At 68.0% G+C, this 23,690-nt stretch carries 22 protein-coding genes and 1 other RNA gene; 10 read left to right on the top strand and 13 right to left on the bottom strand.

Annotation, left to right across the window (positions count from 1 at the left end; genetic code table 11):
• Positions 1-16: 16 nt before the first annotated feature.
• From I3K84_RS15655 to I3K84_RS15645, 3 genes are all read right to left on the bottom strand, one after another.
• Entirely contained in the window at positions 17-448 is a 432-nt protein-coding gene (locus I3K84_RS15655) for a hypothetical protein (protein ID WP_196994950.1), read from the bottom strand.
• A complete protein-coding gene (locus I3K84_RS15650; protein ID WP_231403342.1) occupies positions 445-627 on the bottom strand; it encodes a hypothetical protein in 183 nt (60 codons plus the stop codon). The genes I3K84_RS15655 and I3K84_RS15650 overlap by 4 nt, the downstream gene beginning before the upstream one ends.
• 131 nt (positions 628-758) lie before the next feature.
• A complete protein-coding gene (locus I3K84_RS15645) occupies positions 759-2,354 on the bottom strand; it encodes a GMC family oxidoreductase (protein WP_196994949.1) in 1,596 nt (531 codons plus the stop codon).
• A 112-nt stretch (positions 2,355-2,466) separates the two neighbouring features.
• Here I3K84_RS15645 and I3K84_RS15640 point away from each other — a divergent pair, with 112 nt between their 5' ends.
• The 5 genes from I3K84_RS15640 to I3K84_RS15620 all read left to right on the top strand — a co-directional run bounded on the left by I3K84_RS15640 (position 2,467) and on the right by I3K84_RS15620 (position 8,211).
• Positions 2,467-3,315: a 3-hydroxybutyryl-CoA dehydrogenase gene (locus I3K84_RS15640; protein ID WP_011806810.1), complete on the top strand. Its 849-nt coding sequence runs from the start codon at positions 2,467-2,469 to the stop codon at positions 3,313-3,315.
• Positions 3,316-3,335: 20 nt separating this feature from the next.
• On the top strand, positions 3,336-4,136 hold the full coding sequence (locus tag I3K84_RS15635) for an HpcH/HpaI aldolase/citrate lyase family protein (RefSeq protein WP_172208586.1): 801 nt from the start codon (positions 3,336-3,338) through the stop codon (positions 4,134-4,136).
• Between the two features lie 189 nt (positions 4,137-4,325).
• Positions 4,326-5,444 carry an IS630 family transposase gene (locus tag I3K84_RS15630; RefSeq protein ID WP_231403305.1) on the top strand — a complete coding sequence of 373 codons (1,119 nt, stop codon included), beginning with the start codon at positions 4,326-4,328 and terminating at the stop codon, positions 5,442-5,444.
• Between the two features lie 324 nt (positions 5,445-5,768).
• Positions 5,769-7,028 (top strand): YjgN family protein, encoded by a 1,260-nt coding sequence (locus tag I3K84_RS15625; protein WP_047349375.1) that lies wholly within the window; start codon positions 5,769-5,771, stop codon positions 7,026-7,028.
• A gap of 58 nt (positions 7,029-7,086) precedes the next feature.
• Positions 7,087-8,211, top strand: coding sequence for a M48 family metallopeptidase (locus I3K84_RS15620; RefSeq protein ID WP_196994948.1), 1,125 nt, complete (start codon positions 7,087-7,089; stop codon positions 8,209-8,211).
• Positions 8,212-8,276: 65 nt separating this feature from the next.
• Here the strand turns inward: I3K84_RS15620 and rnpB are convergent.
• Both rnpB and I3K84_RS15610 read right to left on the bottom strand, forming a co-directional pair.
• An RNA gene (gene rnpB, locus I3K84_RS15615) (RNase P RNA component class A) lies at positions 8,277-8,618 on the bottom strand.
• 49 nt (positions 8,619-8,667) lie between these two features.
• The gene (locus I3K84_RS15610; RefSeq protein WP_011806814.1) at positions 8,668-8,838 is read right to left on the bottom strand and encodes a hypothetical protein; all 171 of its coding nucleotides are present in this window, start codon (positions 8,836-8,838) and stop codon (positions 8,668-8,670) included.
• A gap of 243 nt (positions 8,839-9,081) precedes the next feature.
• Between I3K84_RS15610 and cysK the strand changes: the two genes are divergently transcribed.
• The 5 genes from cysK (at position 9,082) to I3K84_RS15585 (ending at position 15,141) form a co-directional block, all read left to right on the top strand.
• A complete protein-coding gene (cysK, locus tag I3K84_RS15605) occupies positions 9,082-9,999 on the top strand; it encodes a cysteine synthase A (RefSeq protein ID WP_011806815.1) in 918 nt (305 codons plus the stop codon).
• A 205-nt stretch (positions 10,000-10,204) separates the two neighbouring features.
• Entirely contained in the window at positions 10,205-10,975 is a 771-nt protein-coding gene (locus tag I3K84_RS15600; protein WP_047349377.1) for an endonuclease/exonuclease/phosphatase family protein, read from the top strand.
• Complete coding sequence (clsB, locus tag I3K84_RS15595) at positions 10,975-12,192, top strand: cardiolipin synthase ClsB (protein WP_196996121.1); 1,218 nt, start codon at positions 10,975-10,977, stop codon at positions 12,190-12,192. Before I3K84_RS15600 ends, clsB begins: the two co-directional genes overlap by 1 nt.
• Positions 12,193-12,205: 13 nt before the next feature.
• On the top strand, positions 12,206-13,273 hold the full coding sequence (locus I3K84_RS15590; protein ID WP_196994947.1) for a YbhN family protein: 1,068 nt from the start codon (positions 12,206-12,208) through the stop codon (positions 13,271-13,273).
• A gap of 86 nt (positions 13,274-13,359) precedes the next feature.
• The gene (locus I3K84_RS15585; RefSeq protein WP_196994946.1) at positions 13,360-15,141 is read left to right on the top strand and encodes an NAD(P)/FAD-dependent oxidoreductase; all 1,782 of its coding nucleotides are present in this window, start codon (positions 13,360-13,362) and stop codon (positions 15,139-15,141) included.
• Between the two features lie 193 nt (positions 15,142-15,334).
• Here I3K84_RS15585 and I3K84_RS15580 read toward each other — a convergent pair whose 3' ends face one another.
• From I3K84_RS15580 to I3K84_RS15545, 8 genes are all read right to left on the bottom strand, one after another.
• The gene (locus tag I3K84_RS15580; protein ID WP_196994945.1) at positions 15,335-16,267 is read right to left on the bottom strand and encodes an electron transfer flavoprotein subunit alpha/FixB family protein; all 933 of its coding nucleotides are present in this window, start codon (positions 16,265-16,267) and stop codon (positions 15,335-15,337) included.
• 19 nt (positions 16,268-16,286) lie between these two features.
• Positions 16,287-17,036: an electron transfer flavoprotein subunit beta/FixA family protein gene (locus I3K84_RS15575; protein ID WP_196994944.1), complete on the bottom strand. Its 750-nt coding sequence runs from the start codon at positions 17,034-17,036 to the stop codon at positions 16,287-16,289.
• Between the two features lie 21 nt (positions 17,037-17,057).
• A complete protein-coding gene (locus tag I3K84_RS15570; RefSeq protein ID WP_196994943.1) occupies positions 17,058-18,032 on the bottom strand; it encodes a nitronate monooxygenase family protein in 975 nt (324 codons plus the stop codon).
• 11 nt (positions 18,033-18,043) lie between these two features.
• On the bottom strand, positions 18,044-19,039 hold the full coding sequence (locus I3K84_RS15565; RefSeq protein WP_196994942.1) for a tripartite tricarboxylate transporter substrate binding protein: 996 nt from the start codon (positions 19,037-19,039) through the stop codon (positions 18,044-18,046).
• A gap of 70 nt (positions 19,040-19,109) precedes the next feature.
• Positions 19,110-20,345, bottom strand: coding sequence for a CaiB/BaiF CoA-transferase family protein (locus I3K84_RS15560; RefSeq protein ID WP_011806825.1), 1,236 nt, complete (start codon positions 20,343-20,345; stop codon positions 19,110-19,112).
• A 35-nt stretch (positions 20,346-20,380) separates the two neighbouring features.
• The gene (locus I3K84_RS15555) at positions 20,381-21,211 is read right to left on the bottom strand and encodes an oxepin-CoA hydrolase, alternative type (RefSeq protein WP_196994941.1); all 831 of its coding nucleotides are present in this window, start codon (positions 21,209-21,211) and stop codon (positions 20,381-20,383) included.
• Positions 21,212-21,320: 109 nt separating this feature from the next.
• The gene (locus I3K84_RS15550; RefSeq protein WP_196994940.1) at positions 21,321-22,451 is read right to left on the bottom strand and encodes an acyl-CoA dehydrogenase family protein; all 1,131 of its coding nucleotides are present in this window, start codon (positions 22,449-22,451) and stop codon (positions 21,321-21,323) included.
• A gap of 25 nt (positions 22,452-22,476) precedes the next feature.
• Positions 22,477-23,688 (bottom strand): acyl-CoA dehydrogenase family protein, encoded by a 1,212-nt coding sequence (locus I3K84_RS15545; RefSeq protein WP_196994939.1) that lies wholly within the window; start codon positions 23,686-23,688, stop codon positions 22,477-22,479.
• Positions 23,689-23,690: the final 2 nt, after the last annotated feature.

Raw genomic sequence — 23,690 nt, 5'->3', positions numbered from 1 at the left:
CGCGCCGCCGCGGCGCTCACTTGATTGGGCGCCGGCGCAGCAACTCGATGTTGGCGCGCTGCTCTGGGGTGAAGGATGCCAGCGCGCTGGTGCGCGAAGCCTTGTCAGCCAGCGATTCCATGGCGAGGAACATGCCCGCGTGCAGTGCGGCATACACCGCCGTGGCGTACTCGATGCTGCTGACCCGGTGGCGGGCCAGCAAGGCACGGATGCGCGGATCCGCATCCAGCTGACGCGCCAGCTCCTGAACGGACTGCGCGTCCGGCTCGTCGTCGTCGCCGGGACGTGCGGCTTCTGGCGACGCAGCCTGCAGTGCCTCCATGCGCTCCAGCAACTGGGGCGTGAGCCGAAAGCGTTCGGGGGGCGGGGGGCCCGCAGCCAGGGCACTCGCGCTGGCCACGCAAAGCCAGAATGCAGCCAGGGTATGGCGCAACAACCCATGGCTCATCGCGCAAGCTCCAAAGCACGTGCCAGCTTGCCCCACTCGCCATTCGACAGGTGCGGACGCATGACACTCAATGCCGTGTCAAAGATGCCGGGAGGCGCATTGCGCCGCATGTCACCGAGCACCATGGCCCGCTCGCTCGGGGTCATGCTGGGCAGCATCCAGCGCAGCGTGACGAGCATCTCGTCCGGCGGTATCGACGCTACCAGCGCACCCTCGATGGCAGCCAGTTCCGCGTCGCTGGCGTGCTGCTAAAAAACGCTTATGCGAACCCTCAAAATTTCTTAAGCGCGCACTGCCGAACCGGAGCGCGTCATGCAGCCTGGCGCAGCAAGTCCACCGCGCGCTCGGCAATCATCACCGTGGGTGCATTCGTGTTGCCGCTCACAATGCGCGGCATGATGGATGCGTCCACCACACGCAGAGCCTGCAGGCCATGCACACGCAGTTGGGCATCCACCACGTCCAGCGGACCGCAGCCCATGCGGCACGTGCCCACGGGGTGGTAGATGGTGTCGGCCCAGTCGCGGATGAACTGCTCGATCTGTGCATCGCTTTGCGCGCGGGACGAATGGGGCAGCTCACGCGCGCCCAGGCTGGCCAGAGCGGGCTGCGCCAGGATCTCGCGCATGCGCCGCACGCCGCGCACCATGCGCCGCATGTCGTCGGGATCACTGAAGAATGCCGGGTCCACCCGCGGAGCGGCCGCCGGGTCGGCGCTGGCCAGCGTCACCCGGCCGCGGCTTCGGGGCTGCAGCAGGCATACATGGCAGGAATAGCCATGACCCCATGTGACCCGCCGGCCGTGGTCCAGCAGCTTGCCGACCACGAAGTGCAGCTGCAGGTCGGGCAATGGCTCCTCGGGGCGACTCTTGATGAAGCCGCCAGCCTCGGCGAAGTTGGTGGTCAGCATGCCGCCGCGGTGCGCACGCCACTCCCGCACGCCGCGCAGCACGTTCAGCGCCCCGGGCAGCGACAGGCCGAAAAGGTCCGTCAACCGCGGTGCGTCCATCACCTGCACCACGTCGGGATGGTCGTGCAGATGCGCGCCCACGCCCGGCAGATCGTGCACCACGCCAATGCCGTGGCTCTGCAACTGCGCGCCCGGCCCCACACCCGAGAGCATGAGCAATTGCGGCGACAGCAGCGCCCCCGCCGACAGCAGCACCTCACGCGTGGCGCGCACCTGCTGCGTCTGGCCGCCTCGGCGGTATTCCACGCCCGTGGCGCGCCGGCCCTCAAACAGGATGCGCGTGGCCTGCGCGCCGGTCACGACCTGCAGATTGGTCCGGCCCAGGTGGGGCGTGAGGTAGGCCTTGGCCACGCTGAAGCGTTCGCCCGCCCGGTGCGTGACCTGGTAGAGACCTACGCCCTCCAGTTGCGCGCCGTTGAAGTCGTCATTGCGTGGATGGCCAGCCTGCACGCCGGCTTCGACGAAGGCGCGGCTGGCACGCTGCGGCGACTGCAGGTCCGTCACATTCAGCGGCCCGTCCGTGCCGTGCCAGGCGCTTGCACCGCGCTCGTTGCGCTCGGCCCGAAGGAAGTACGGCAGCACGTCGTTCCAGCCCCAGCCTGCATTGCCGGCCGCAGCCCAGTGGTCGTAGTCGCTGGCGTGGCCGCGCGCGTAGATCATGGCGTTGACCGAGCTGGAGCCACCCAGCACCTTGCCGCGCGGCTGGTAGCCCCGACGCCCGCCCAGGCCCGCCTGCGGCGTGGTGTGCAGCCCCCAGTTGAAGGCGCCGCTGCGCGCCATGGCGGCCAGCCCCGCCGGGCAATGGATGAGCACACTGGCATCGCTGCCGCCCGCCTCCAGCAGGCACACGCGCACCGTGGGGTCCTCGCTCAGCCGCCCCGCCAGCACGCAGCCCGCCGAGCCGCCCCCGATCACGACATAGTCGAACTCACGCATGCAGTGTCCCCTCGTTGTATGGCGATGCTGCAACGCAGCAGCAGACGCGCGATTGCCGATACCATCACGGCATCGTTTTTTTCTCACTACTACACTTTCAAGGGACATTTATATGACGATTTCGACCGTTGGCATCATCGGCGCGGGCACCATGGGCAACGGCATTGCCCAGGCATGCGCTGTGTCGGGCATCAATGTGGTGATGGTGGACATCTCCGACGCTGCCGTGCAAAAGGGCGTGGCCACCGTGGCGGGTAGCCTGGACCGCCTGATCAAGAAAGAAAAGATCACCGAAGCCGACAAGAGCGCCGCCCTCGCGCGCATCAAAACCTCCACCAGCTACGACGACCTGAAGGCCGCCCAGATCGTGATCGAGGCTGCCACCGAGAACTACGAACTCAAGCTCAAGATCCTCAAGCAGGTGGACGCGCTGGTGGCGCCCGAAGTGATCATTGCGTCCAACACCTCTTCGATCTCCATCACCAAGCTGGCGGCCGCCACGTCGCGCGCCGACCGGTTCATCGGCATGCATTTCTTCAACCCCGTGCCGATGATGGCGCTGGTGGAGATCATTCGCGGCCTGCAGACTTCCGACGCCACGCACGACACGGTGAAGCAGCTCTCCGAGCGCCTGGGCAAGTCGCCCATCACCGTGAAGAACGCCCCCGGCTTCGTGGTCAACCGCATCCTGGTGCCCATGATCAACGAGGCCTTCTTCGTGCTGGCAGAGGGCCTGGCAACGCCCGAGGACATCGACGCCGGCATGAAGCTCGGCTGCAACCAGCCCATCGGCCCGCTGGCGCTGGCCGACATGATCGGCCTGGACGTGTGCCTGGCCGTGATGGATGTGTACCTGACCGAGTTCGGCGACAGCAAGTACCGCCCCTGCCCGCTGCTCAAGGAGATGGTGGCCGCCGGCCGCCTGGGCCGCAAGACCGGCCGCGGCGTGTACCAGTACTGACCTGACCCAGACCACCTGCCATGCCCGTTCGCAACCCCTTCAAGCACGCACTGGCCGCCGGTCAGGCGCAGATCGGTATCTGGTCCACCCTGCCATCACCCCTGGTCACCGAGCTGATCGCGGGATCGGGCTTTGACTGGGTGCTGCTGGACACGGAACACACGCCCAGCGACGTACCGCTCATGGTGCAGCAGCTGCAGGCTGTGGCCGCCGGCTGCCGGAACCACACGCACGGCGTGGTGCGCCCGGCCTGGAACGATCTGGTACTGATCAAGCGCTACCTGGACATCGGCGCGCAAACGCTGCTGCTGCCCTTCGTGCAGAACGCGGACGAGGCGCGCGCCGCCGTGGCCGCCATGCGCTACGCGCCGCGCGGCATCCGCGGCATGGGCGGCTCCATGCGCGCCTCGGACTTCGGCCGCGACGCGGCCTATGTACGCGATGCGGAGAACGAGCTCTGCCTGCTGGTGCAGGTGGAGACGGCCGAGGCGCTGGAGCATATTGAGGCCATCGCCGCGGTGGAGGGCGTGGACGGCATCTTCATCGGCCCGGCCGACCTGTCCGCCAGCATGGGCTTCCCGGGTGAGGCCAACCACCCCACGGTGCGCGCCGCGATCGACGACGCGATCCGCCGCATCCGCGCGGCCGGCAAGGCACCGGGCATCCTCGTGGTGGACGAAGCCCGGGCGCGCGAATGCCTGGCCCTGGGCGCGCAGTTCGTGGCCGTGGGCATGGACATGCTCCTGCTGCGCCAGGCCGCGGACGGGCTGGCCGCGCGCTTCCGGCCAGGCGCACGCGGGCCCGTCGCCACGAGCTACTGACCCCGAGCGCCGCCCGCGCGGTCGGCGCTTCCGCCTACCAAACCGCCCGCCACAGCGTGTTTCGGTCGCCAATCTCGCTACATTAGGGCCTGTTCACACTATTTTTGCCAGTGCGAATGGCGTGAAAACCGCGCCAATCTAGTGTAGTGTTTGATTCTTAATGAAACTTAATTGAGCAACCACGCTCCAATGCTCTACTACGGTTTGCATTGGAGTGAAAAATTGCGAGTTGCCCCGACGATTGTGTTGACGGATGAAGAGGAAAGCGAGCTGAGCCGGCTGGCGCGCTCCAAGCGCACCAGCGTCAGATTGGCCCAGCGCGCCCAGATCGTGCTGCTGGCCGCGCAGGGGCTGCAAAACAAGGATATTGCCGAGCAGCTTGGCATTGGGCGCGTGCAGGTGGCGCGCTGGCGTGAACGCTACCTGCAATTGGGGCTGCAAGGTATCGAGCGCGACTTGCCGCGCGGCGCACCGCCGGTGAAGGTGGATGTGGCCAAGCTTGTGAAGCTAACCACACAGACCAAGCCCGAGGCGGCCACGCACTGGAGCACGCGCACGATGGCCGCTGAGTTGGGCGTCAGCGCCAGCACCGTGATGCGCCATTGGCAGGCCCACGGTCTCAAGCCTCACATCGTGCGCGGCTTCAAGGTCTCGCGCGATCCGCAGTTCGTGCAAAAGCTCGAAGACATCGTGGGGCTTTACATGTCGCCGCCCGAGCATGCGCTGGTGCTGTGCTGCGACGAAAAGAGCCAGGTGCAGGCGCTGGACCGAACGCAGCCCGGGCTGCCGCTCAAGAAGGGGCGCGCGGCCACCATGACGCACGACTACAAGCGCAACGGCACAACCACCTTGTTCGCTGCGCTCAACGTGCTCAACGGTCAGGTCATCGGCCAGTGCCAGCAGCGCCACACCCACATCGAGTGGCTGAAGTTCCTGCGTCAAATCAATCGGGAGACGCCCAAGGACAAGACGCTGCATCTGATCGCCGACAACTACGCCACGCACAAGCATCCAGCTGTGCAGGAGTGGCTGGCCAAGCACCCCAGATTCAACATGCACTTCACGCCGACCTCGGCATCGTGGCTGAACATGGTCGAGCGCTTCTTTCGCGACATCTCCGAGAACCGGCTACGCCGCGGGGTGTTCACCAGCGTGCCCGAACTCGTCTCGGCCATCGATGAGTACATCGCGCATCACAACACCAACCCCAAGCCGTTCATCTGGACCAAGAACGCTCGCGACATCCTGCAAAAGGTCATCCGCGCCAATAGCCGATTAAGTTCCAAACAGAATGCAACACTACACTAGGCGCGTGACGACGCCAAGGCCGGGGCCTTGGCTAGGAGGGCAACGACGAATGGCGCGGTTTTCACTCCGTTCCCTCCGGGTTGCGATCAAAAAGGGCCATTCGCGGCGTTGCCAAGCCTCGCTGGGGTAGCACCCCAGCTTCGTTTGGCGCCTTGCGCCTGGCCCTTTTTGATCGCAACGCATCTGGCAAAAATAGTGTGAACAGGCCCTAGCTATAGCTGCCAGCGGTGATATGGCGGCGGTTCCAGCTTTCTACGTCTAGAAAAATTCCATCTGGGCGCTGCGCTACACTGCGCGCCAACAACCACCAGAGAGGGAAAAACCATGGACGTCCAGGTATCGTCCGAGCGCGCGCGGGCGCGCTCTGGGCTGCGCTCGTCCTTCGAGTCACAAGACATCGAGCCACACGCCATGCGCTTCACGGGCAGCGGCGGCGAGTACTTCCGCGTGTGGATCGTGAACGTACTGCTGAGCATTCTGACGCTGGGCCTGTACACCCCCTGGGCGCGGCGGCGTACGGCTCAGTACTTCTACGGCCACACGCTGGTGGCAGGCAGCCCCCTGGAATTCACCGCGCAGCAGCGGCGCATGGTGGTGGGCTTCGTCGTGCTGCTGCTGCTCACGGTCGCCTACCAGTTGGCCGTCAACACGGGGCAGGACACGGCCGTGGGCCTTTTCATCCTGGGCGGCGCGGCCCTGTCGCCGCTGATCTGGGGCAGCGCCATGCGCTTTCGCCTGGCCAACACGCGCTGGCGCGGGCTGCGTCTGCAGTTCGTGGCGAGCTGGCGCGAGGTCTACACCGCCAGCTGGCCCGTGTTCGCTCTGGCACTGGTGTGGCTGGGCGTGTTCTGGGGCCTGCAGTCCCTGGCCCCGGCCGCGGTGGTGAACGAAGAAACCGGCCGCAAGCTGCCCGAGGTCACCGCGCCGCTGATAGGTCTAGTGGCGCTGGGCCTGCTGCTCACGGTGCTGTGCATCATCCGGCTGGAGTTCAACTACCGCAGCCTCCTGGTGCTGCGCTCACGCATCGGCAACGAGGCCGGCCGCTGGAAGCCCGTGTACATGGATTTCGTGAAGCTGTGGCTGGCCACGCTGGCGGTGTTTCTCGTCTCGCTGCTGGTGCTCGTCGCGCTGGTCGCGGGCCTCTTCACGGGCTCGCTCGGACTCGTGTCCAAGCTGGGCAAGGGCGGGATGGGGCTGGGCATCTTCGTGCTGATCATGGCGGCCTTCGTGGGCGCGCTGCTGGCGATGATGCTGGCCACCGCACCGGCACGCGCCTATCGCGAGGCCGCGCTGTTTCGCCTGACCTGGAGCAACATCGGTGTGAGCCGCATCGCGCGCTTCAAGTGCAACCTCAGCACGGGCGGCTATGTGCTGCTGCGGCTGCGCAACATGCTGCTCACGGTACTGACGCTGGGGTTCTTCCGCCCATTCGCCATGGTGAGCGAATACCGCATGAAGCTCGAATCCGTCACCGTCCATGTCAAGGGCGGCGTGGACCAGGTGGCGGGGCGCCTGGGCCGGCAGCAGCCGGGCGGCATCGGCGATGCGCTGGCTGACGCGGCGGGCCTGGACCTGATCGGATGACCGGCCGCCCCAAAACACCTTCGCCCGGCGCCCCCTCGCGGAGACGCCATTGACGGGCATGGTGCTCGCCCATTGGTTCGACGGGCGCAGCAGCCGACCGCGCGCGGTGCAGGTGCGGCTGCTGCCCGCGCCCGACGGCCCCGCGCTGGAACTGCATGTGCCCGGTGCGCCGCCGCGCCGCTTTGCCCACCGAGACGTGACCTGGCCCGAGTCCTGGAACGCCTGGCGTCCGCAATCAAAACTCGTGGCCGATCTGGGCGACGACGGTAGCCTGGAGATCGACGACCCCGCCGCCTGGCAGGCCGCGCTGGATGCGGCCGGCCACCGGCCGGGGCTGGCGCAGCGCATGCAGACGCGCTGGGGCGTGTTTGCCGTCGTCCTGGTGCTGGCCGTGGCCGGGTTGTTCGCGTTCTACCGCCACGGCACGCCCTGGCTGGCCGCGCAGCTCACGCGCCATGTGCCGCTGGCCTGGGAGGTGGCGCTGGCCCAGAGTGCGCTGGCGCAGATGGACGCGGGCACGCTCAAGCCCACCACGCTCACACCTGCGCGCCAAGCCGCGCTGCGCGCACGTTTCGATGCGCTGCTGGCCGCTTCGCCCGCGGCGCTGCAGCGCTATGGCGGTTACGCGCCGCACTACACGCTCGCGTTCCGCTCCGGCCTGGGGCCCAATGCCTTCGCCTTGCCCGGCGGCACGGTGGTGATGACCGATGCGCTGGTGGAAACCGCCCGCGCGCAACGCCTGGACGACGACGCGCTGGTGGGCGTGCTGGCACACGAGATCGGCCATGTGGCCCACCGGCATACCACGCGCATGCTCGTCGAGCAGGGGGTGCTGCAGGTGGGTCTGGGGCTGGCGCTGGGTGACGTATCCGGCCTGGTGGCCACGGGCAGTTCGTTGCTCACGGGCCTGGCCTACAGCCGCAGCCATGAGCGCGAGGCCGACTGCCATGCGCTCGCACTGATGCGCCATGCCGGCCTGCCCACCGCACCGATGGGCGATCTGCTGTTGGCCATGCTGCGGGACGAGGATTCCACAACCCCCTCCCCGCAGGCCGGCAAGGCCCCGTCCACGCCCGAGGACCCGCCGCAATCCCACGGCCTGTGGACGCTGCTGAGCACCCATCCGGACACGCTGGAGCGCGCCACCGCGCTGCGCGCCGGCCATGCGCCGTATTGCTCCTGAGCGCTCCTGAAAAAAGAGCTGCCGGCGCTTGACTGGCAAGGGCTGGCAGCTGTTTTGGCATAAAAGTGTGAAGCGCGCCGATAAGCCGGATTCTGTGCACTGCGGTTGCCCGCAGCGTGACCGCCATTAATCTGGGCCGGGTGTCACCACCACGGCTCGGTGCTACCTACCCGCCAGCTCCGCGGAACCACGTCAACGCTGGCCTACTTGGTATTGCTGCGCGTAGAGATTGCCCGTTTCACCCCCAGTGGTCTGCCTTCGCAGGCACTCCCCCGGGACTCGTCTCTGTTGCTCTGATCCTCACCTCACGGTGGGCAGCCGTTAGCTGCTACGCTGTCCTGTGCAGTCCGGACGTTCCTCCAGTGCCTGGTTTCCCAGATTGCACCAGCGGCGGTCTGGCGTGCTTCACGGGCGCAATTATCCGCGTTTCTCCGCTGCGGCGCGCGGCCGGCGCGCTCAACGCGCGGGCAATAACTGGAAGATGTTGTAGGCGATGAGCAGCAGCGCGCCCACGATGCCCACCATCATCAGCGCCGGGCCCCAGCGCGACTCGCGCGCCGAGAAACCGATCAGCATCAGCGCACAGCTCGCGGTGAGCATGAGCATGGTGGTATGCAGCAAGGTCATGGCGCAGGAGGGAAAGTGAAGACGAGACCATTGTCGCGCGCGCACCCGACCGATGGCACAGGCGGGCGCGCACGCGCCGGCAAATCTTGATGCATATCAATCGAGCCGGCCCACAGGCGGACGATTCACGCCGGCGCCATATCCACAGCGGGAATATCCATATCGCGACGCCGCTGAACGACTCCCCCACAATGGACGCCTCTCCCGCTTTGCCGGATTCCCACCCTCTACCCTGGAGACACCATGCGAGTCGACAACATCCTGCACACCATCGGCAACACCCCCCATGTGCGCATCAATCGCCTGTTCGGCGCGGGTGCCAACGTGTGGGTGAAGTCCGAGCGCGCCAACCCCGGCGGTTCCATCAAGGACCGCATCGCCCTGGCGATGGTCGAGGCGGCCGAGCGCAGTGGCGCTCTGCAGCCCGGCGGCACCATCATCGAGCCCACCTCGGGCAACACCGGCATTGGCTTGGCGCTGGTAGCGGCCGTCAAGGGCTACCAGCTGGTGCTGGTGATGCCTGACAGCATGTCCATCGAACGCCGCCGCCTGATGCTGGCCTACGGCGCCCGCTTCGACCTCACGCCCAAGGAAAAGGGCATGAAAGGCGCCATCGCCCGCGCGCAGGAACTGGTGGCCGCGACACCCGGCAGTTGGATGCCCCAACAGTTCGAAAACCCGGCCAACGTCGAGGTGCACATGCGCACCACGGCGCAGGAAATTGCCGCCGACTTCCCCGACGGGCTGGACGCACTCGTCACCGGTGTGGGCACGGGCGGGCACATCACGGGCGTGGCGCGCGTGCTCAAGGCGCAGTTTCCGCAGCTCAAGGTGTTCGCTGTGGAGCCCTCGCAATCGCCCGTGCTGTCGGGCGGCCAGCCCGGCCCGCACCCCATCCAGGGCCTGGGCGCGGGCTTCGTGCCGCAGATCATGGACACCAGCCTGCTGGACGGCGTGATCCAGGTCGAGGCCGAGCCCGCGCGTGAATACGCCCGCCGCGCCGCGCGCGAGGAAGGGCTGCTCGTGGGCATTTCCTCCGGCGCCACACTGGCCGCCATTGCCCAGAAGCTGCCCGAGCTGCCCGCGGGCGCGCGGGTGCTGGGCTTCAACTACGACACCGGCGAACGCTATCTGTCGGTCGAGGGTTTCCTGCCCGCCTGACACGCCTGGCGCACCTTTTCGACAAGGCCCCGCAAGGGGCCTTTTTTATGCCTTGCCGCCAACGCAACGACGCGGCATGTTCACGCACCGGCATGGTCCACCGTCCTACAGCCGCGTGCCGGCGGCCAGGGAAACAATGCCCCATCGCCCTCCGCTGCCGCGCTGCGGTGCGCCCCCCGGCAGCGGGCCGGCATTGGATTTCCCCATGACTCAGAACCCGCCCTCTTCCTCCCCCGTCGCGTTCAAGGTGCTGACCGTGAACGTGCACAAGGGGTTCACGTCCTTCAACCGCCGCTTCATGTTGCACGAGTTGCGCGAGGCGGTGCGCCAGGTATCGGCCGACCTCGTGTTCCTGCAGGAGGTGCTGGGCACGCACCAGCGCCATGCGGGGCGCGTGACCAATTTCCCACAGGAGCCGCACTACGAGTTCCTGGCCGACTCCATCTGGACGCAGTACGCCTATGGCCGCAATGCGGTCTACACCGATGGCCACCACGGCAACGCGTTGCTGTCCAAGTTCCCGATCGTGCACTACGAGAACCACGACATCTCGGTCAGCGGCCCGGAGCGCCGCGGCATGCTGCACTGCGTGCTGCAGCCGCCCCAGCATTCACGGCCGGTCCATGCCATCTGCGTACACCTGGGCCTGCAGGAGGCGCACCGCCAGCAGCAGTTGCGCCGCGTGTCCGCGCTGGTGCATTCGTTTCCCGCGCAGGACCCGGTGATCGTCGCGGGTGACTTCAACGACTGGCGCGGCCGCGCGCACGACGTGCTGCAGCGCGAAGCCGGCCTGCATGAAGTGTTCGTGCAAGCCTGCGGGCGTGCCGTGCGCACCTTTCCCGCATCGCTGCCGCTGCTGCCGCTGGACCGCATCTATGTGCGCGGCACCTCGGTGCACACGCCGATGAGCCTGCCGCGCAGGCCCTGGAACCGCCTGTCGGACCATGCGCCGCTGGCCGCGGAGATCCTCCTGTGATGCGCCCGCGACCGTCCTCGCGCTGGATACCCGGCAACCACTTTCGCCTGCTGGAGAACGGCGAGGAGTTCTTCCCGCGCGTGTTCGAGGCCATTGCCCAGGCGCAGCGCGAGGTGATGGTGGAGACCTTCATCCTGTTCGACGACCACATCGGCCAGGGGCTGCACGCGGCGCTGCTGCAGGCGGCGCGGCGCGGCGTGTCGGTGCACCTGCTGGTGGACGGCTTTGGCTCGCCCGACCTGCCTGATCATTTTGTCGAAAGCCTGGTGCAGGCGGGCGTGCGTTTTCGTGTGTTCGACCCAGGGCGGCGCCTTTTCGGCCAGCGCCTGAACCTGCTGCGGCGCATGCACCGCAAGATTGTGGTGGTGGACGGCACGCTGGGCTTCATCGGCGGCATCAACTACTCGGCGGACCATGTGGCGGACTTCGGCCCGCAGGCCAAGCAAGACTATGCCGTCGAGGTGCATGGCCCCATCGTGGCGCACATGCACCGCTTCACCCGCACGGCGGTCCTGCCCCCGTCTGTCCAGCGCACCCACCGCCACGAACCGCTGCCGCAGCTGCCCGCAGCGGGCTCATCCCACGCCATGTTCGTCACGCGCGACAACCACCGGCATACCAACGACATCGAGCGCCACTACCGTATCGCCCTGCGGGCCGCGCGCGAGCGCGTGGTGATCGCCAACGCGTATTTCTTCCCCGGCTACCGGCTGGTGCGCGAACTGCGCCGCGCCGCGCGGCGCGGGGTGGACGTGCGCCTGATCCTGCAGGGCGAACCCGACATGCCCATCGTGAAGACCGCGGCCGGGCTGCTGTACGACCACCTGCTGCGCGCGGGGGTGCGCATCTACGAGTACTGCGAGCGCCCGCTGCACGGCAAGGTGGCGCTGGTGGACCGCGAGTGGTCCACCGTGGGCTCCAGCAACCTCGACCCCCTCAGCCTGTCGCTCAACCTGGAGGCGAACGTCGTCATCCGCGATGCCTCCTTCAATGCGCTGCTGTATCAGCGCCTGTCGCGCCTGATGCAGCGGCACTGCCGCCAGGTGGAGCCCGCTCCGCGCGGCGCCTGGGAGGCACTGCGCCTGCTGCGCGGCTACTGCGTGTACCACCTCATGCGCTGGTTTCCCGCCTGGGCGGGCTGGCTGCCGCGACACGAGCCCGCCATCGCCGTCATGCAGGCCGAGCCGCCCGCTGACCAAACGGCGCGCGCGTCCTGAGGCAAGGCAGCCCATGCACGGCCCTGCCACTTCGCCTGTCCACACCGCGCACCGCCGTCGCCGCAGCGGGTGGCGCCGGTTACGGGGCTGGCGCTGGCTGGCCGGGCTCGCCATGGCAGCGGTGGCCGCCCTGGTGGTATGGCTGCTGGTGCGCCAGGGCCTGCAGGTGGACTGGCCCGGCGTGTGGCAGGCGCTGCGCGCGCTGCCTGTGCCCACGCTGGCTGCAGCGGCGGCCCTGGCCTGGGCCGGCCACCTGGTGTACGGGTGCTTCGACCTGTTCGGTCGCCACGTGGTACGCCACGGGCTGGGCGTCGCCCGCACCATGGGCGTCACGCTGATCGCCTACCCTTTCACCCTCAACCTGGGCTCGCTGATCGGCGGCGCTTCGGTGCGCTACCGGTTGTATTCGCGCCAGGGCCTGGATGTGGGCCAGATCGCGCAGGTGATCAGCCTGTCCATCGCCACCAACTGGCTGGGCTACTGCGTGCTGGCCTGTGCGCTGTTCTGGGCCTGGACACCGCCGCTGCCCGAGGGTTGGCGCATGGGCAGCGGCCAGCTCCCTTGGTTGGGCACGGTGCTGGCCTGCGTGGCGCTGGGCTACCTGGCGCTGTGCGCGCGGCGCGGCGGGCACCGACCGCTGATGCTGCGCGGGCGACGCCTGCCGCTACCGACCTGGCGCGTGGCGCTGCTGCAGTTGGTGCTGTCGTGCACCCACTGGGCGTTGATGGCCGCGTCCGTGTGGGTGCTGGCGCGCCAGCAGGTGCCCTACGCCGCGGCGCTGGCCACGGTGCTGCTGGGTGCGGTGGCCGGGCTGGTCTCGCGCATCCCCGCCGGCCTGGGTGTGCTGGAGGCCGTGGGCACGGCCGTGCTGGCCGTGCACCTGCCCGTGAGCCAGGCGCTGGCCGTGGTGCTGGCCTTCCGCGCGGTGTACTACTTCGCGCCGCTCGCGCCCGCGGCGCTGGCCCTGCTGGCGACCGAGCTGTGGTGGCGGCGACATCAGCCGACCACCAGTTCTCAAGAAAAACAGCCCCTAGCGCTTTTCAGACAAGCGCAAACAGCTATTAATACAATAGCAAATTGAGTTCTCCGCACCGGTCATGGCCGTGCGGCGCTCCCTTATGATCGCCCTCCTCTTTGGCACCGCCCGATAGTCACGGGCCGCACCCCATGATCCGCCTCTCCGAAATCAAGCTGCCGCTGGCAGCCCTGCCCGCCGGCGCCGACGACGCCGACACCCACCCCGACGCCCTGCTGCGCGCCCAGGCCGCACAGGTGCTGGGCGTGCCCGAGTCTGCCATCGCCGCCCTGCACGTGCACAAGCGCAGCTTCGACGCGCGCAAGGCCGACCTGATGGCGGTGTACATCCTGGACCTGCAGCTCGCGGACGCGTCCCATGCCGGCGCCCTGCTGGCACGCCATGCCGGCCACCCGCACATCCAGCCCACGCCCGACATGGCCTGGCGCCCGGTGGGCTGCGCTGGCGAAGCGCCCGCACAGCGCCCGGTGGTGGTGGGCTTCGGGCCCTGCGGCATCTTCGCGGCGCTGGTGCTGGCGCAGATGGGGTTCCGGCCCATCGTGCTGGAGCGCGGCAAGCCCGTGCGCGAGCGCACCAAAGCCACCTGGGGCCTGTGGCGCAAGCGCGCACTGAACCCCGAGTCCAACGTGCAGTTCGGCGAAGGCGGCGCCGGCACCTTCAGCGACGGCAAGCTCTACAGCCAGATCAAGGACCCGCGTCACCTGGGCCGCAAGGTGATGGAGGAATTCGTCGCAGCGGGCGCCCCGCCCGAGATTCTGTACGTGGCCCACCCGCACATCGGCACCTTCAAGCTGGTGAAAGTGGTGGAGTCGCTGCGCGCACAGATCATCGCGCTGGGCGGCGAGGTGCGCTTCGAGCAGCGTGTGGACGACGTGGTCATCGAAACCGACACCGCCGGCCGGCGCCACCTGCGCGGCCTGCGCGTGCGCGATCTGGCCAGCGGCGCAGTGCAGGAGCTGCGCGCCGATCACGTGGTCATGGCCCTGGGACACAGCGCGCGCGACAGCTTCGCCATGCTGCACACGCACGGTGTGGCCATGGAGGCCAAGCCGTTCTCCGTGGGCGTGCGCATCGAGCATCCGCAGAGCGTGATCGACCGCGCGCGCTGGGGCAAGCATGCAGGCCACCCGCTGCTGGGCGCGGCCGACTACAAGCTGGTGCACCACGCCAGCCAGGGGCGCACCGTGTACAGCTTCTGCATGTGCCCCGGCGGCACCGTGGTGGCCGCCACCAGCGAGCCCGGGCGCGTGGTCACCAACGGCATGAGCCAGTATTCGCGCGCCGAGCGCAACGCCAACGCCGGTATGGTGGTGGGCGTGGACCCGCAGGATTATCCGCGCGACCCCGCGGCCTTCGAGGCCGCGCTGGGCACCTCCCACGGCGTGGACACGTTGCCCGCCGGGCAGGTGCATCCGCTGGCCGGTATCGTTCTGCAGCGCCAGCTGGAGTCGAACGCCTACCGCCTGGGCGGCGGCAACTACAACGCCCCCGCGCAGCGCGTGGGCGATTTTCTGGCGCGCCGCGCATCCACCGCGCTGGGGGACGTGCAGCCCTCGTACAAGCCCGGCGTCACGCTGGTCGGCATGGACGACGCCCTGCCCGCCTTCGCCACCGAGGCCATGCGCGAGGCCCTGCCCGCCTTCGGCCGCAAGATCCGTGGCTACGACATGCACGACGCGGTGCTGACGGGCGTGGAAACGCGCACCTCGTCGCCGCTGCGCATCGGCCGCGGCGACAACTTCCAGAGCCTGAACACCGCCGGCCTGTACCCCGCCGGCGAGGGCGCGGGCTACGCGGGCGGCATCCTCTCGGCCGGCGTGGACGGCATCAAGGTCGGCGAGGCCGTGGCCTGTGCGATGCTGGGCCTGCCGCTGCCCTCCTCGGGCACGCGCGGCTCGGGTGGGGCGGCCTGAGCTTCGGCCCCCTGCCCTGTCCCAAGGCCGCGCACCGCGAGGCACCGAGACCATCGTCGGGTGAACGCGGTGACTCCGCATGCCTGCATGGCTCTCGACGAAGTCCCCGGCAGGGTTCTTGCGGGCGCGGGTGCTCCCGCCGGACGAACGAAAGCGCGGCTGCGCCGGGCGCCCTGCGCCGCGCCAAGGCAGGTCACAGGCGCGAGGCCATCTCCGGCACGGCCTGGAACAGATCGGCCTCCAGCCCATAATCGGCCACCGCAAAGATCGGTGCCTCCGGGTCCTTGTTGATCGCCACGATCACCTTGCTGTCCTTCATCCCTGCCAGGTGCTGGATGGCCCCGGAGATCCCCGCCGCGATGTACAGCTGCGGCGCCACGATCTTGCCCGTTTGCCCCACCTGCAGGTCGTTCGGGGCGTAGCCTGCGTCCACCGCTGCGCGGCTGGCGCCAATGGCCGCGCCCAGCTTGTCCGCCAGCGGGGTCATGACTTCGTTGAACTTCTCGCTGCTGCCCAGCGCCCGGCCGCCCGAGACGATGATCTTGGCGGCGGTGAGCTCGGGCCGGTCGCTCTTGGTGACTTCGCGTCCTGCAAAGCTGCTCTTGCCGGCGTCGGCCACGGCGGCGGTGGGTTCCACCGCGGCGCTGCCGCCCGTGGCGGGCGCCGCGTCAAAGCCGGTGCCGCGCACGGTGATGACCTTGACGCTGTCCGCGCTTTGCACGGTGGCGATGGCGTTGCCCGCGTAGATGGGGCGCTCGAAGGTGTCGGCGGAGATCACTTTGGTGATGTCGCTGATCTGCGCCACGTCCAGCTTGGCGGCCACGCGCGGGGCGACGTTCTTGCCGCTGGCGGTGGCCGGGAACAGGATGTGGCTGTAGTTGCCGGCAATCTGCAGCACCTGGGCGGCCAGGTTCTCGGCCAGGCCGTCCTTCAGGCTGGCGCCGTCGGCGTGCAGGACTTTGGCGACGCCGGCGATTTGGGAGGCGGCCTGGGCGGCGGCCTGCGCGCCTTCACCGGCTACGAGCACGTGCACGTCGCCCCCGCAGGCGAGTGCGGCGGTGACGGTGTTCAGGGTGGCGGCCTTGAGGCTGGCGTTGTCGTGTTCTGCAATGACGAGTGTGGTCATGTTCGTGTTCTCCTGGGGGTCAGATGACCTTGGCTTCATTCTTGAGTTTGTCCACCAGGGTGGCGATGTCGGGCACTTTGATGCCTGCGCCGCGCTTCGGGGGTTCGGCCACCTTGAGGGTCTTGAGGCGCGGGGCCACGTCCACGCCGAGGTCTTCGGGCTTGATGGTGTCCAGCGGCTTTTTCTTGGCCTTCATGATGTTGGGCAGCGTGACGTAGCGCGGCTCGTTCAGGCGCAGGTCGGTGGTGATGACGGCCGGGGTGGTCAGGACCAGGGTTTCCAGGCCGCCGTCGACTTCGCGCGTGACGCTCACTTTGTCGCCGGCGACTTCGACTTTGCTGGCGAAGGTGGCCTGGGGCAGGTCGGCCAGGGCCGCCAGCATCTGGCCGGTCTGGTTGGCGTCGTCGTCGATGGCTTGCTTGCCCAGGATGATCAGGCCCGGTTGCTCTTTGTCCACCAGGGCCTTGAGCAGCTTGGCCACGGCCAGGGGTTGCAGCTCGGCATCGGTTTCCACCAGGATGCCGCGGTCGGCGCCAATGGCCATCGCCGTGCGCAGCGTTTCCTGGCATTGCGCCACGCCGCAGCTCACCGCGATCACTTCCGTGGCCACGCCTTTTTCTTTGAGCCGCACCGCCTCTTCCACGGCGATTTCGTCAAAGGGGTTCATGCTCATCTTCACGTTCGCGATGTCTACGCCCGTGCCGTCCGACTTCACCCGGACCTTCACGTTGTAGTCCACCACGCGCTTGACGGGGACGAGGATTTTCATAACAAGTCTCTTTCTGCTGGGTTATCGGAGCATGCCCGCCAGGCGCTGGGAGATCAGCGCTTCGGCCTGGGACATGATGGAGTCGATGAGCTGCTGCACGCTGGGCACGTCATGGATCAGCCCGGCAACCATGCCGCAGGACCACACGCCGGCCTGCATGTCGCCCTGCTGCATGATGCGCGGGTAGACGCCGGCCACCTCGGGCGCAATGTCCGCGAAGGTGATGGCGGCGCCCAGTGCGCGCTCCTTGTCCAGCACGCGCTCGGTGGCGCTGTTGGTGAGCACGCGCTCGGTATTGCGCAGCGGGCGCATGATGAGCCGCGTATCCAGTTCGGAGGCCGCAACGATCGCCTGCTTCACGTTCTCGTGCACCGGCGCTTCCTGGGTGGCGATGAAGCGCGTGCCCATGTTGATGCCGTCAGCGCCAAGCGCCAGCGCGGCCACCAGGCTGCGCCCATCGGCCATGCCGCCCGAGGCGACGAAGGGGATCTTGAGTTCTTCGGCCGCGCGCGGCAGCAGGATGAAGTTGGGAATGTCATCCTCGCCCGGGTGGCCGCCGCATTCGAAGCCGTCCACGCTGATCGCGTCGCAGCCGATGGACTCGGCCTTGAGCGCGTGGCGCACCGAGGTGCACTTGTGGATGACCTTGATGCCGGCCTCCTTCAGCGCGGGCATCCACTTCTGCGGGTTGTTGCCTGCCGTCTCGACGATCTTCACGCCACCCTCGATGATCGCCTTCACATAGCCCGGGTAGTCGGGCGGATTCACCGACGGCAGGAACGTGAGGTTCACGCCAAACGGCTTGTCGGTCATCGTGCGGCAGCGTGCGATCTCCTGCGCCAGCAGCTCGGGCGTCTTCTGCGTCAGGCCGGTGATGATGCCCAGCCCGCCGGCATTGGAGACGGCTGCGGCCAGCTCGGCATACCCCACGTGGTGCATGCCGCCCTGGAGGATCGGGTGCTCTATGCCGAAGAGCTCGGTGATGCGGGTCTTCATGGCGCGCTCGCTCAGTCGTTGGCGATGCCCTTGTCGCGGATCACCTGGCCCCAGCGGGTGTAGTCCTGCTGCACGCGCTGGCCCATCTGGGCGGGGTCCATGAAATGGGCAATGGCGCCGGCGCCCAGCAGGCGGTCCTGCACTTCCTTCTCGGCCAGGATCTGGCGCACCTCATGGGCCACGCGGTCCACGACGGCCTTGGGCGTGCCCGAGGGCGCCACCAAGCCGCCCCAGGACACGGCCTCGTAGCCCTTGAAGCCTTGCTCGGCAATGGTCTTCACATCGGGCACCACGCCCACGCGCTGGGGCGAGCCCACGGCGATGGCGCGCAGCTTGCCGGCCTGGATGTGCGGCAGTGCGGCGATGAGGTCCGAGTACATCACGGGCACCTGGCCGCCGATGGTGTCGGTGATGGCAGGGGCGCTGCCCTTGTAGGGCACGTGCTGCATGTCGAAGCCGCCTATCTGCTTGAGCAGTTCCATGCTCAGGTGGCCGAAGCTGCCCGTGCCCGAGCTGGTGTAGTTCATCGGCACCTTCTGCGCCTTGGCATGCTGGATGAGCGAGCCCAGGTCGGTCACGTTGGGCAGCTGCGTGGGGTTCACCACGACCACGATGGGCAGGTCGTACACCATGGCCACGGGGGTGAAGTCCTTCACCGTGTCGTAGCCCGCCTTCTTGTACAGGTGCGGCGCCAGCAGCGTGGGGGTGGCCAGCATCATCAGCGTGTAGCCGTCGGCCGGGCTCTTGGCAACCTGTGCGGCAGCGATCGAGCCGGAGGCACCCGCGCGGTTCTCCACCACCACGGGCTGCTTGAGCCGGTCGGCCAGCTTCTGGCCCACGATGCGCGAGGCCGTGTCGGTGGGGCCGCCCGCCGGGAACGGGACGATCAGCTTGACCATCTTGTCGGGCCAGGCGGCCTGCGCCATGGCTCCGCCGGCCACACTGGCGAGCAGGGGCGCGGCGGCCAGGGCCAGTGCGGTGCGGCGGGTGATTGCAGAAAATTTCATGACGTCTCCTAGAATAAAAAATGGTTCCAGCGCTTACCCATCAAGCGCTGGCAGCTATCTTTTAGATAGCTCACTGCGGCGGCAGCGTCAGCACACCCTGCGCCTGCAAGGCCTGCAGCTGCTCATCGCTGAGCGCCAGCAGCCGGTGCAAGACCTCACGCGTGCCCTCTCCCAGCGTGGGCGGGGCATTGCGGATCGGCAGGCGCTGGCCGTCCAGCCGGTACGGCGGTGCGAACACCGGCGTGGTGCCCTCGACGGGGTGCGGCATGTCCTGCACCAGGCGGCCGCGACGCGTGCGCTCGCTGGTCAGCGCTTCGTGCAGGCCTGCCACCTTGCCGCAGGGGATGCCGGCCGCGGTCAGGCGCTGCAGCAGCAGGTCGCGCGGGAAGGTGGCGATCAGCTCCTTGAGCATGGGACCCAGCTCCAGCCGGTGCTTGGCGCGGTTCACGTTGGTGGCAAAGCGCGGGTCCTCGACGATGTCGGGCCGCTCGATCACCTGGCGGCAGAACTTGTCGAACTGCGCGTTGTTGCCCACCGCAATGATCAGCGGGCCGTCAGCGGACTCGTACATGCCGTACGGCACGATGGACGGGTGCGCGTTGCCGTAGCGCTCGGGGTCGTGCCCGAGCTTGAGCGCGTCCAGGCCGTAGTAGCCGGTGATGGTGAGGCCGCAGTCGTACAGCGCCATCTCGATCAGGCGCCCGCGCCCCGTTCTGCTGCGCTGGAACAGCGCCGCCAGCACGGCCTGGCCGGCGTACATGCCGGTCATCAGATCCACCACGGCGACACCGAACTTCAGCGGCGGCGTGCCCGCCTCGCCGTTGAGCGCCATGAGGCCGGTCTCGCCCTGGATCACCAGGTCGTAGCCGGGGCGCTTGGCCTCGGGGCCGCTGGTGTCGTAGCCGGCCACGGCGCAGTAAATCAGATCCGGCTTGATCGCCTTGAGCTGCTCGTAGCCCAGGCCCAGCTTCTCGGCGCCGCCGGTCTTGAAGTTGTGGATCACCACGTCGCACTGCGGCAGCAGCTCGTGGACGATCTTCAGCCCCTCGGGGCTTTGCAGGTCGAGGGTGATGGACCGCTTGTTGCGGTTCATGCTGTTGTAGTAGGTGGTCTCGGTCTTGCCGATGCGCATGCCCCAGTCGCGGGTATCGTCGCCGCGGCCCGGGTGTTCCACCTTGATGACCTCGGCCCCCAGGTCCGCCAGTACCTGGCCGCACAGCGGCCCGGCGAACACGCGGGAAAGATCAAGCACCCTCACGCCGTCGAGCGGAAAGTCGATGTCGTGGGTCGGTGCGTTGGATGCCATGGGCTTGTCTCCTTGGATATCGGCCAATACGAAAATCAGTGCGCGCCGCGCAGTTTCGTGTAGTCGGGTGCGCGCTTTTCCAGAAAGGCCCCGATGCCCTCGCGCGATTCGGCGGTCTCCTGCGCGCGCACCATGAACTGCGCCTCCAGCTCCAGCTGCTGCTCCAGCGTGGTGCGCGGCGCGGCGCGGCACAGCTCCTTGATGCGGGCCATGGTCCACGCGGGGCCGCTGGCCACCTGCGCGGCCAGCGCCACCGCATCGGCCAGTGCCTGGCCGGGCTCGGACAGCCGGTTCACCGGGCCAAGCTGGTGCATGCGCTCGCCGCTGATGCGCTCACCCGTCAGGCACAGCTCGGTGAGCACCTGGCGCGAGACGAACTCGGCCAGGAAGGCCGTGGCGCCGCCGTCGGGCGTGAGGCCCACCTTGACGTAGGCCACGGAGAACACCGCGTTCTTTGCCGCCACCAGCATGTCGCAGGCCAGCGCCAGCGACAGGCCGGCGCCCGCGGCCGCGCCCTCCACCGCGGCGATCACGGGCTTGGGGCAGTCGCGCACGGCGCGGATCAGGTCGTGCAGGCCTTCCAGCTTGGCGCGGCGCTCCGCGATGGGCAGCTCGCGGCGCTTGGCCAGCTGGCGCAGGTCGCCCCCTGCGCAGAAGTGCCCGCCCTCGCCGGTCAGCACCACGGCGCCGATGGCGGGGTCTGCCACGGCGTCCACCAGGGCCTGGGTGACGGCGGCATAGAAGGCCGGCGACAACGCATTGCGCGCCGCCACATTGTTGTGGGACAACACGAGCACGGCGCCTTCACGGCGGGTGCGCAGGACGCCGTCTGGCGCGCCATCCAGGGTTTTGTCGGTCACGGGCATCTCCTATGCTATTTATTTTGTAGCTATCCGCGCTTGATGCGCAATGGCTCGTGGCTATTTTTATGCTTAACCCCCTCTTTCAGCAAAGAAGGGGCTCCAGAGACCCGCCTCAGGCCGCCAGGGCCATGAAGCGCTGCAGGTGGTGGTCCTCGTCGCCAAACTGGTGGTCGATCATCACCAGGCGCTTGGCGTAGTGCGCCAGCGGCAGTTCCCAGGTCATGCCGATGCCGCCGTGCAGCTGGATGCTCTCCTCGGCCACCTGCGTGCCCACGTAGCCCACGGTGTACTTGGCGGCGGACAGCGCCCGGTCGCGCGCGGCCCCCTGGGCGTTGTCGATGGCGTCGGCGGCGTTGATCACGGCCGAGCGCGCCTGCTCGACTTCCAGCAGCAGGTCGGCCATGCGGTGCTGCAGGGCCTGGAAGGTGCCGATGGCCACGCCGAACTGCTTGCGCGTGCGCAGGTATTCCAGCGTCTGGTCCTTGGCCACGTCCATCGCGCCCAGCGACTCGGCGGACAGCGCCAGCAGCGCATAGCCCGCGATGTGCTGCAGCACGGCGTGGCCCTCGCCCTCGGCGCCCAGCAGCGCATCGGCCGGCAATTGCACATTGTTGAAGGTGAGTTCGGCGGCACGGCCGCCCTCGAAGCGGTTGTAGGCGCGCTTGGCGATGCCGGCCGCATTGCCATCGACCAGAAACAGGCTGATGCCCGCATCGTCCAGCGGCCCGCAGGCCGTGCGTGCCGAGACCAGCAGCAGGTCGGCCTTTTCGCCGAAGGCCACCACGCCCTTGGCGCCGTTCAGCGCCCAGCCGCTGGCCGTGCGTGCGGCAGTGGTGGTCACGCGGTTCAGCTCGTAGTGGCCGCCGGGCTCGTCATGCGCCAGCGCGGCGATGGCGGTGCCGGCCACAAGGTCTTCCAGCCGCGCCTTCTGCGCGTCGCTGCCCGCGGCAATCAGCGCCTGGCCCACCACCAGCGCGCCCAGCAGGGGTTCGGCCACCAGGCCGCGGCCCAGGCTCTCGAACACCACGCTGATGTCAAAGCCCGCGCCGCCAAAGCCGCCTTCGGACTCGGGAAACAGCGCGCCGATGGCGCCCAGTTCGGCCAGCTGCGCATACAGCTGCGGGCTGTGGCCCTCGTCGCCATAGGCGATGCGGTTGCGCGCCTCGATGGCGTACTGCTCGGAGACGAAGCGGCCGAGCGTGTCCGCCAGCATGCGGCGGTCTTCGGTGTGTGCGAAGTTCATGTGCTTTTCTTCCCGCGCGATCAGGTCACAGGCCCAGGATCATCTTGGAGATGATGTTCTTCTGGATTTCGTTGGAGCCGCCGAAGATCGACAGCTTGCGGTAGTTGAAGTAGCTGGCAGCGGCGGTGGCGGCCTCGTCGATGCCGCCCACGGGCGCCTCGTTCCAGCCCTCGTACTGGGCCTCGTCGATGTAGGGCACGGCATACGGCCCCATGGCGCGGCGGATCAGCGACAGGATTTCCTGTCGGATCTCGGTGCCGCGGATCTTCAGCATGGAGCTTTCCGCACCGGGCACGCCGCCGCCGGCCACGGCGGCGATCACGCGCAGGTTGGTGGTCTTCATGTTTTCCAGGTCGATCTCCACGCGCGCCATGCGCGCGGCGAACAGCGGATCCTGGCTCAAAGGCTTGCCGTTCTTGTGCACCTTGGCGGCGATGACCTTGAGCTTGGCCAGCGCCGAGATGCAAAAGCCCACGCCGGCGATGCCGGTGCGCTCATAGGTCAGCAGGTACTTGGCGTAGGTCCAGCCCTTGTTCTCTTCGCCGACCAGGTTTTCCACGGGCACCTTCACATCGGTGAAGAAGACTTCGTTGACTTCCTTGTCGCCGTCCAGCGTGCGGATGGGGCGCAGCTCCACGCCGGGCGCCGTCATGTCCACCAGCAGGAAGCTGATACCGGCCTGCGCCTTGGCTTCCTTGTTGGTGCGCACCAGGCAAAAGATCATGTTGGCGTGCTGGCCCTGGGTGGTCCAGGTCTTTTGCCCGTTGACGATGTAGTGGTCGCCTGTTTCGTCAGTGACTCGCACGGCCGTGGTCTTGACCGAGGCCAGATCGGAGCCCGCGCCGGGCTCCGAATAGCCCTGGCACCACCAGTCATCGCCGTTCAGGATGCGGGGCAGCCAGTACTTCTTTTGCTGATCGTTGCCGTACTTGATCAGCACCGGGCCGAGCATGTTCACGCCAAACGGCACGATGCGCGGGCCGCCGGCCAGCGCGCATTCGGTGTCGAAGATGAACTTCTGCACCGCGCCCCAGCCGGGGCCGCCGTGCTCCTGGGGCCAATGGTTGGCCAGCCAGCCACGCTCGTTGAGGATGGCGTGCCATTCCTCCTGGTCTTCCTTGGTCAGGCGCTGGCCGGCCTTGACCTTGGCGGCGATGCGCGCGGGCAGCTTGTCTTTCAGGAACGCACGCACTTCGTCGCGAAATGCCTGCTCCTCGGGGGTGAATTGCAGATCCATGG

The sequence above is a fragment of the Diaphorobacter sp. JS3051 genome, assembly GCF_015832135.1.
Lineage (GTDB): Bacteria > Pseudomonadota > Gammaproteobacteria > Burkholderiales > Burkholderiaceae_C > Diaphorobacter > Diaphorobacter nitroreducens.
This window is presented reverse-complemented; position numbering and strand designations above follow the sequence as displayed.

What these genes read in the sequence shown, in the direction of transcription:
- I3K84_RS15600 (WP_047349377.1), top strand. Translation starts at nt 10,205, where the DNA reads ATGACTCAGAACCCGCCCTCTTCCTCCCCCGTCGCGTTCAAGGTGCTG.
- I3K84_RS15625 (WP_047349375.1), top strand. Translation starts at nt 5,769, where the DNA reads ATGGACGTCCAGGTATCGTCCGAGCGCGCGCGGGCGCGCTCTGGGCTG.
- I3K84_RS15570 (WP_196994943.1), bottom strand. Translation starts at nt 18,032, where the DNA reads ATGAAGACCCGCATCACCGAGCTCTTCGGCATAGAGCACCCGATCCTC.
- I3K84_RS15580 (WP_196994945.1), bottom strand. Translation starts at nt 16,267, where the DNA reads ATGACCACACTCGTCATTGCAGAACACGACAACGCCAGCCTCAAGGCC.
- I3K84_RS15560 (WP_011806825.1), bottom strand. Translation starts at nt 20,345, where the DNA reads ATGGCATCCAACGCACCGACCCACGACATCGACTTTCCGCTCGACGGC.
- I3K84_RS15610 (WP_011806814.1), bottom strand. Translation starts at nt 8,838, where the DNA reads ATGACCTTGCTGCATACCACCATGCTCATGCTCACCGCGAGCTGTGCG.
- I3K84_RS15575 (WP_196994944.1), bottom strand. Translation starts at nt 17,036, where the DNA reads ATGAAAATCCTCGTCCCCGTCAAGCGCGTGGTGGACTACAACGTGAAG.
- I3K84_RS15650 (WP_231403342.1), bottom strand. Translation starts at nt 627, where the DNA reads ATGCTCGTCACGCTGCGCTGGATGCTGCCCAGCATGACCCCGAGCGAG.
- I3K84_RS15635 (WP_172208586.1), top strand. Translation starts at nt 3,336, where the DNA reads ATGCCCGTTCGCAACCCCTTCAAGCACGCACTGGCCGCCGGTCAGGCG.
- I3K84_RS15545 (WP_196994939.1), bottom strand. Translation starts at nt 23,688, where the DNA reads ATGGATCTGCAATTCACCCCCGAGGAGCAGGCATTTCGCGACGAAGTG.
- clsB (WP_196996121.1), top strand. Translation starts at nt 10,975, where the DNA reads ATGCGCCCGCGACCGTCCTCGCGCTGGATACCCGGCAACCACTTTCGC.
- I3K84_RS15565 (WP_196994942.1), bottom strand. Translation starts at nt 19,039, where the DNA reads ATGAAATTTTCTGCAATCACCCGCCGCACCGCACTGGCCCTGGCCGCC.
- I3K84_RS15645 (WP_196994949.1), bottom strand. Translation starts at nt 2,354, where the DNA reads ATGCGTGAGTTCGACTATGTCGTGATCGGGGGCGGCTCGGCGGGCTGC.
- I3K84_RS15630 (WP_231403305.1), top strand. Translation starts at nt 4,326, where the DNA reads ATGCTCTACTACGGTTTGCATTGGAGTGAAAAATTGCGAGTTGCCCCG.
- I3K84_RS15655 (WP_196994950.1), bottom strand. Translation starts at nt 448, where the DNA reads ATGAGCCATGGGTTGTTGCGCCATACCCTGGCTGCATTCTGGCTTTGC.
- I3K84_RS15620 (WP_196994948.1), top strand. Translation starts at nt 7,087, where the DNA reads ATGGTGCTCGCCCATTGGTTCGACGGGCGCAGCAGCCGACCGCGCGCG.
- cysK (WP_011806815.1), top strand. Translation starts at nt 9,082, where the DNA reads ATGCGAGTCGACAACATCCTGCACACCATCGGCAACACCCCCCATGTG.
- I3K84_RS15585 (WP_196994946.1), top strand. Translation starts at nt 13,360, where the DNA reads ATGATCCGCCTCTCCGAAATCAAGCTGCCGCTGGCAGCCCTGCCCGCC.
- I3K84_RS15555 (WP_196994941.1), bottom strand. Translation starts at nt 21,211, where the DNA reads ATGCCCGTGACCGACAAAACCCTGGATGGCGCGCCAGACGGCGTCCTG.
- I3K84_RS15640 (WP_011806810.1), top strand. Translation starts at nt 2,467, where the DNA reads ATGACGATTTCGACCGTTGGCATCATCGGCGCGGGCACCATGGGCAAC.
- I3K84_RS15550 (WP_196994940.1), bottom strand. Translation starts at nt 22,451, where the DNA reads ATGAACTTCGCACACACCGAAGACCGCCGCATGCTGGCGGACACGCTC.
- I3K84_RS15590 (WP_196994947.1), top strand. Translation starts at nt 12,206, where the DNA reads ATGCACGGCCCTGCCACTTCGCCTGTCCACACCGCGCACCGCCGTCGC.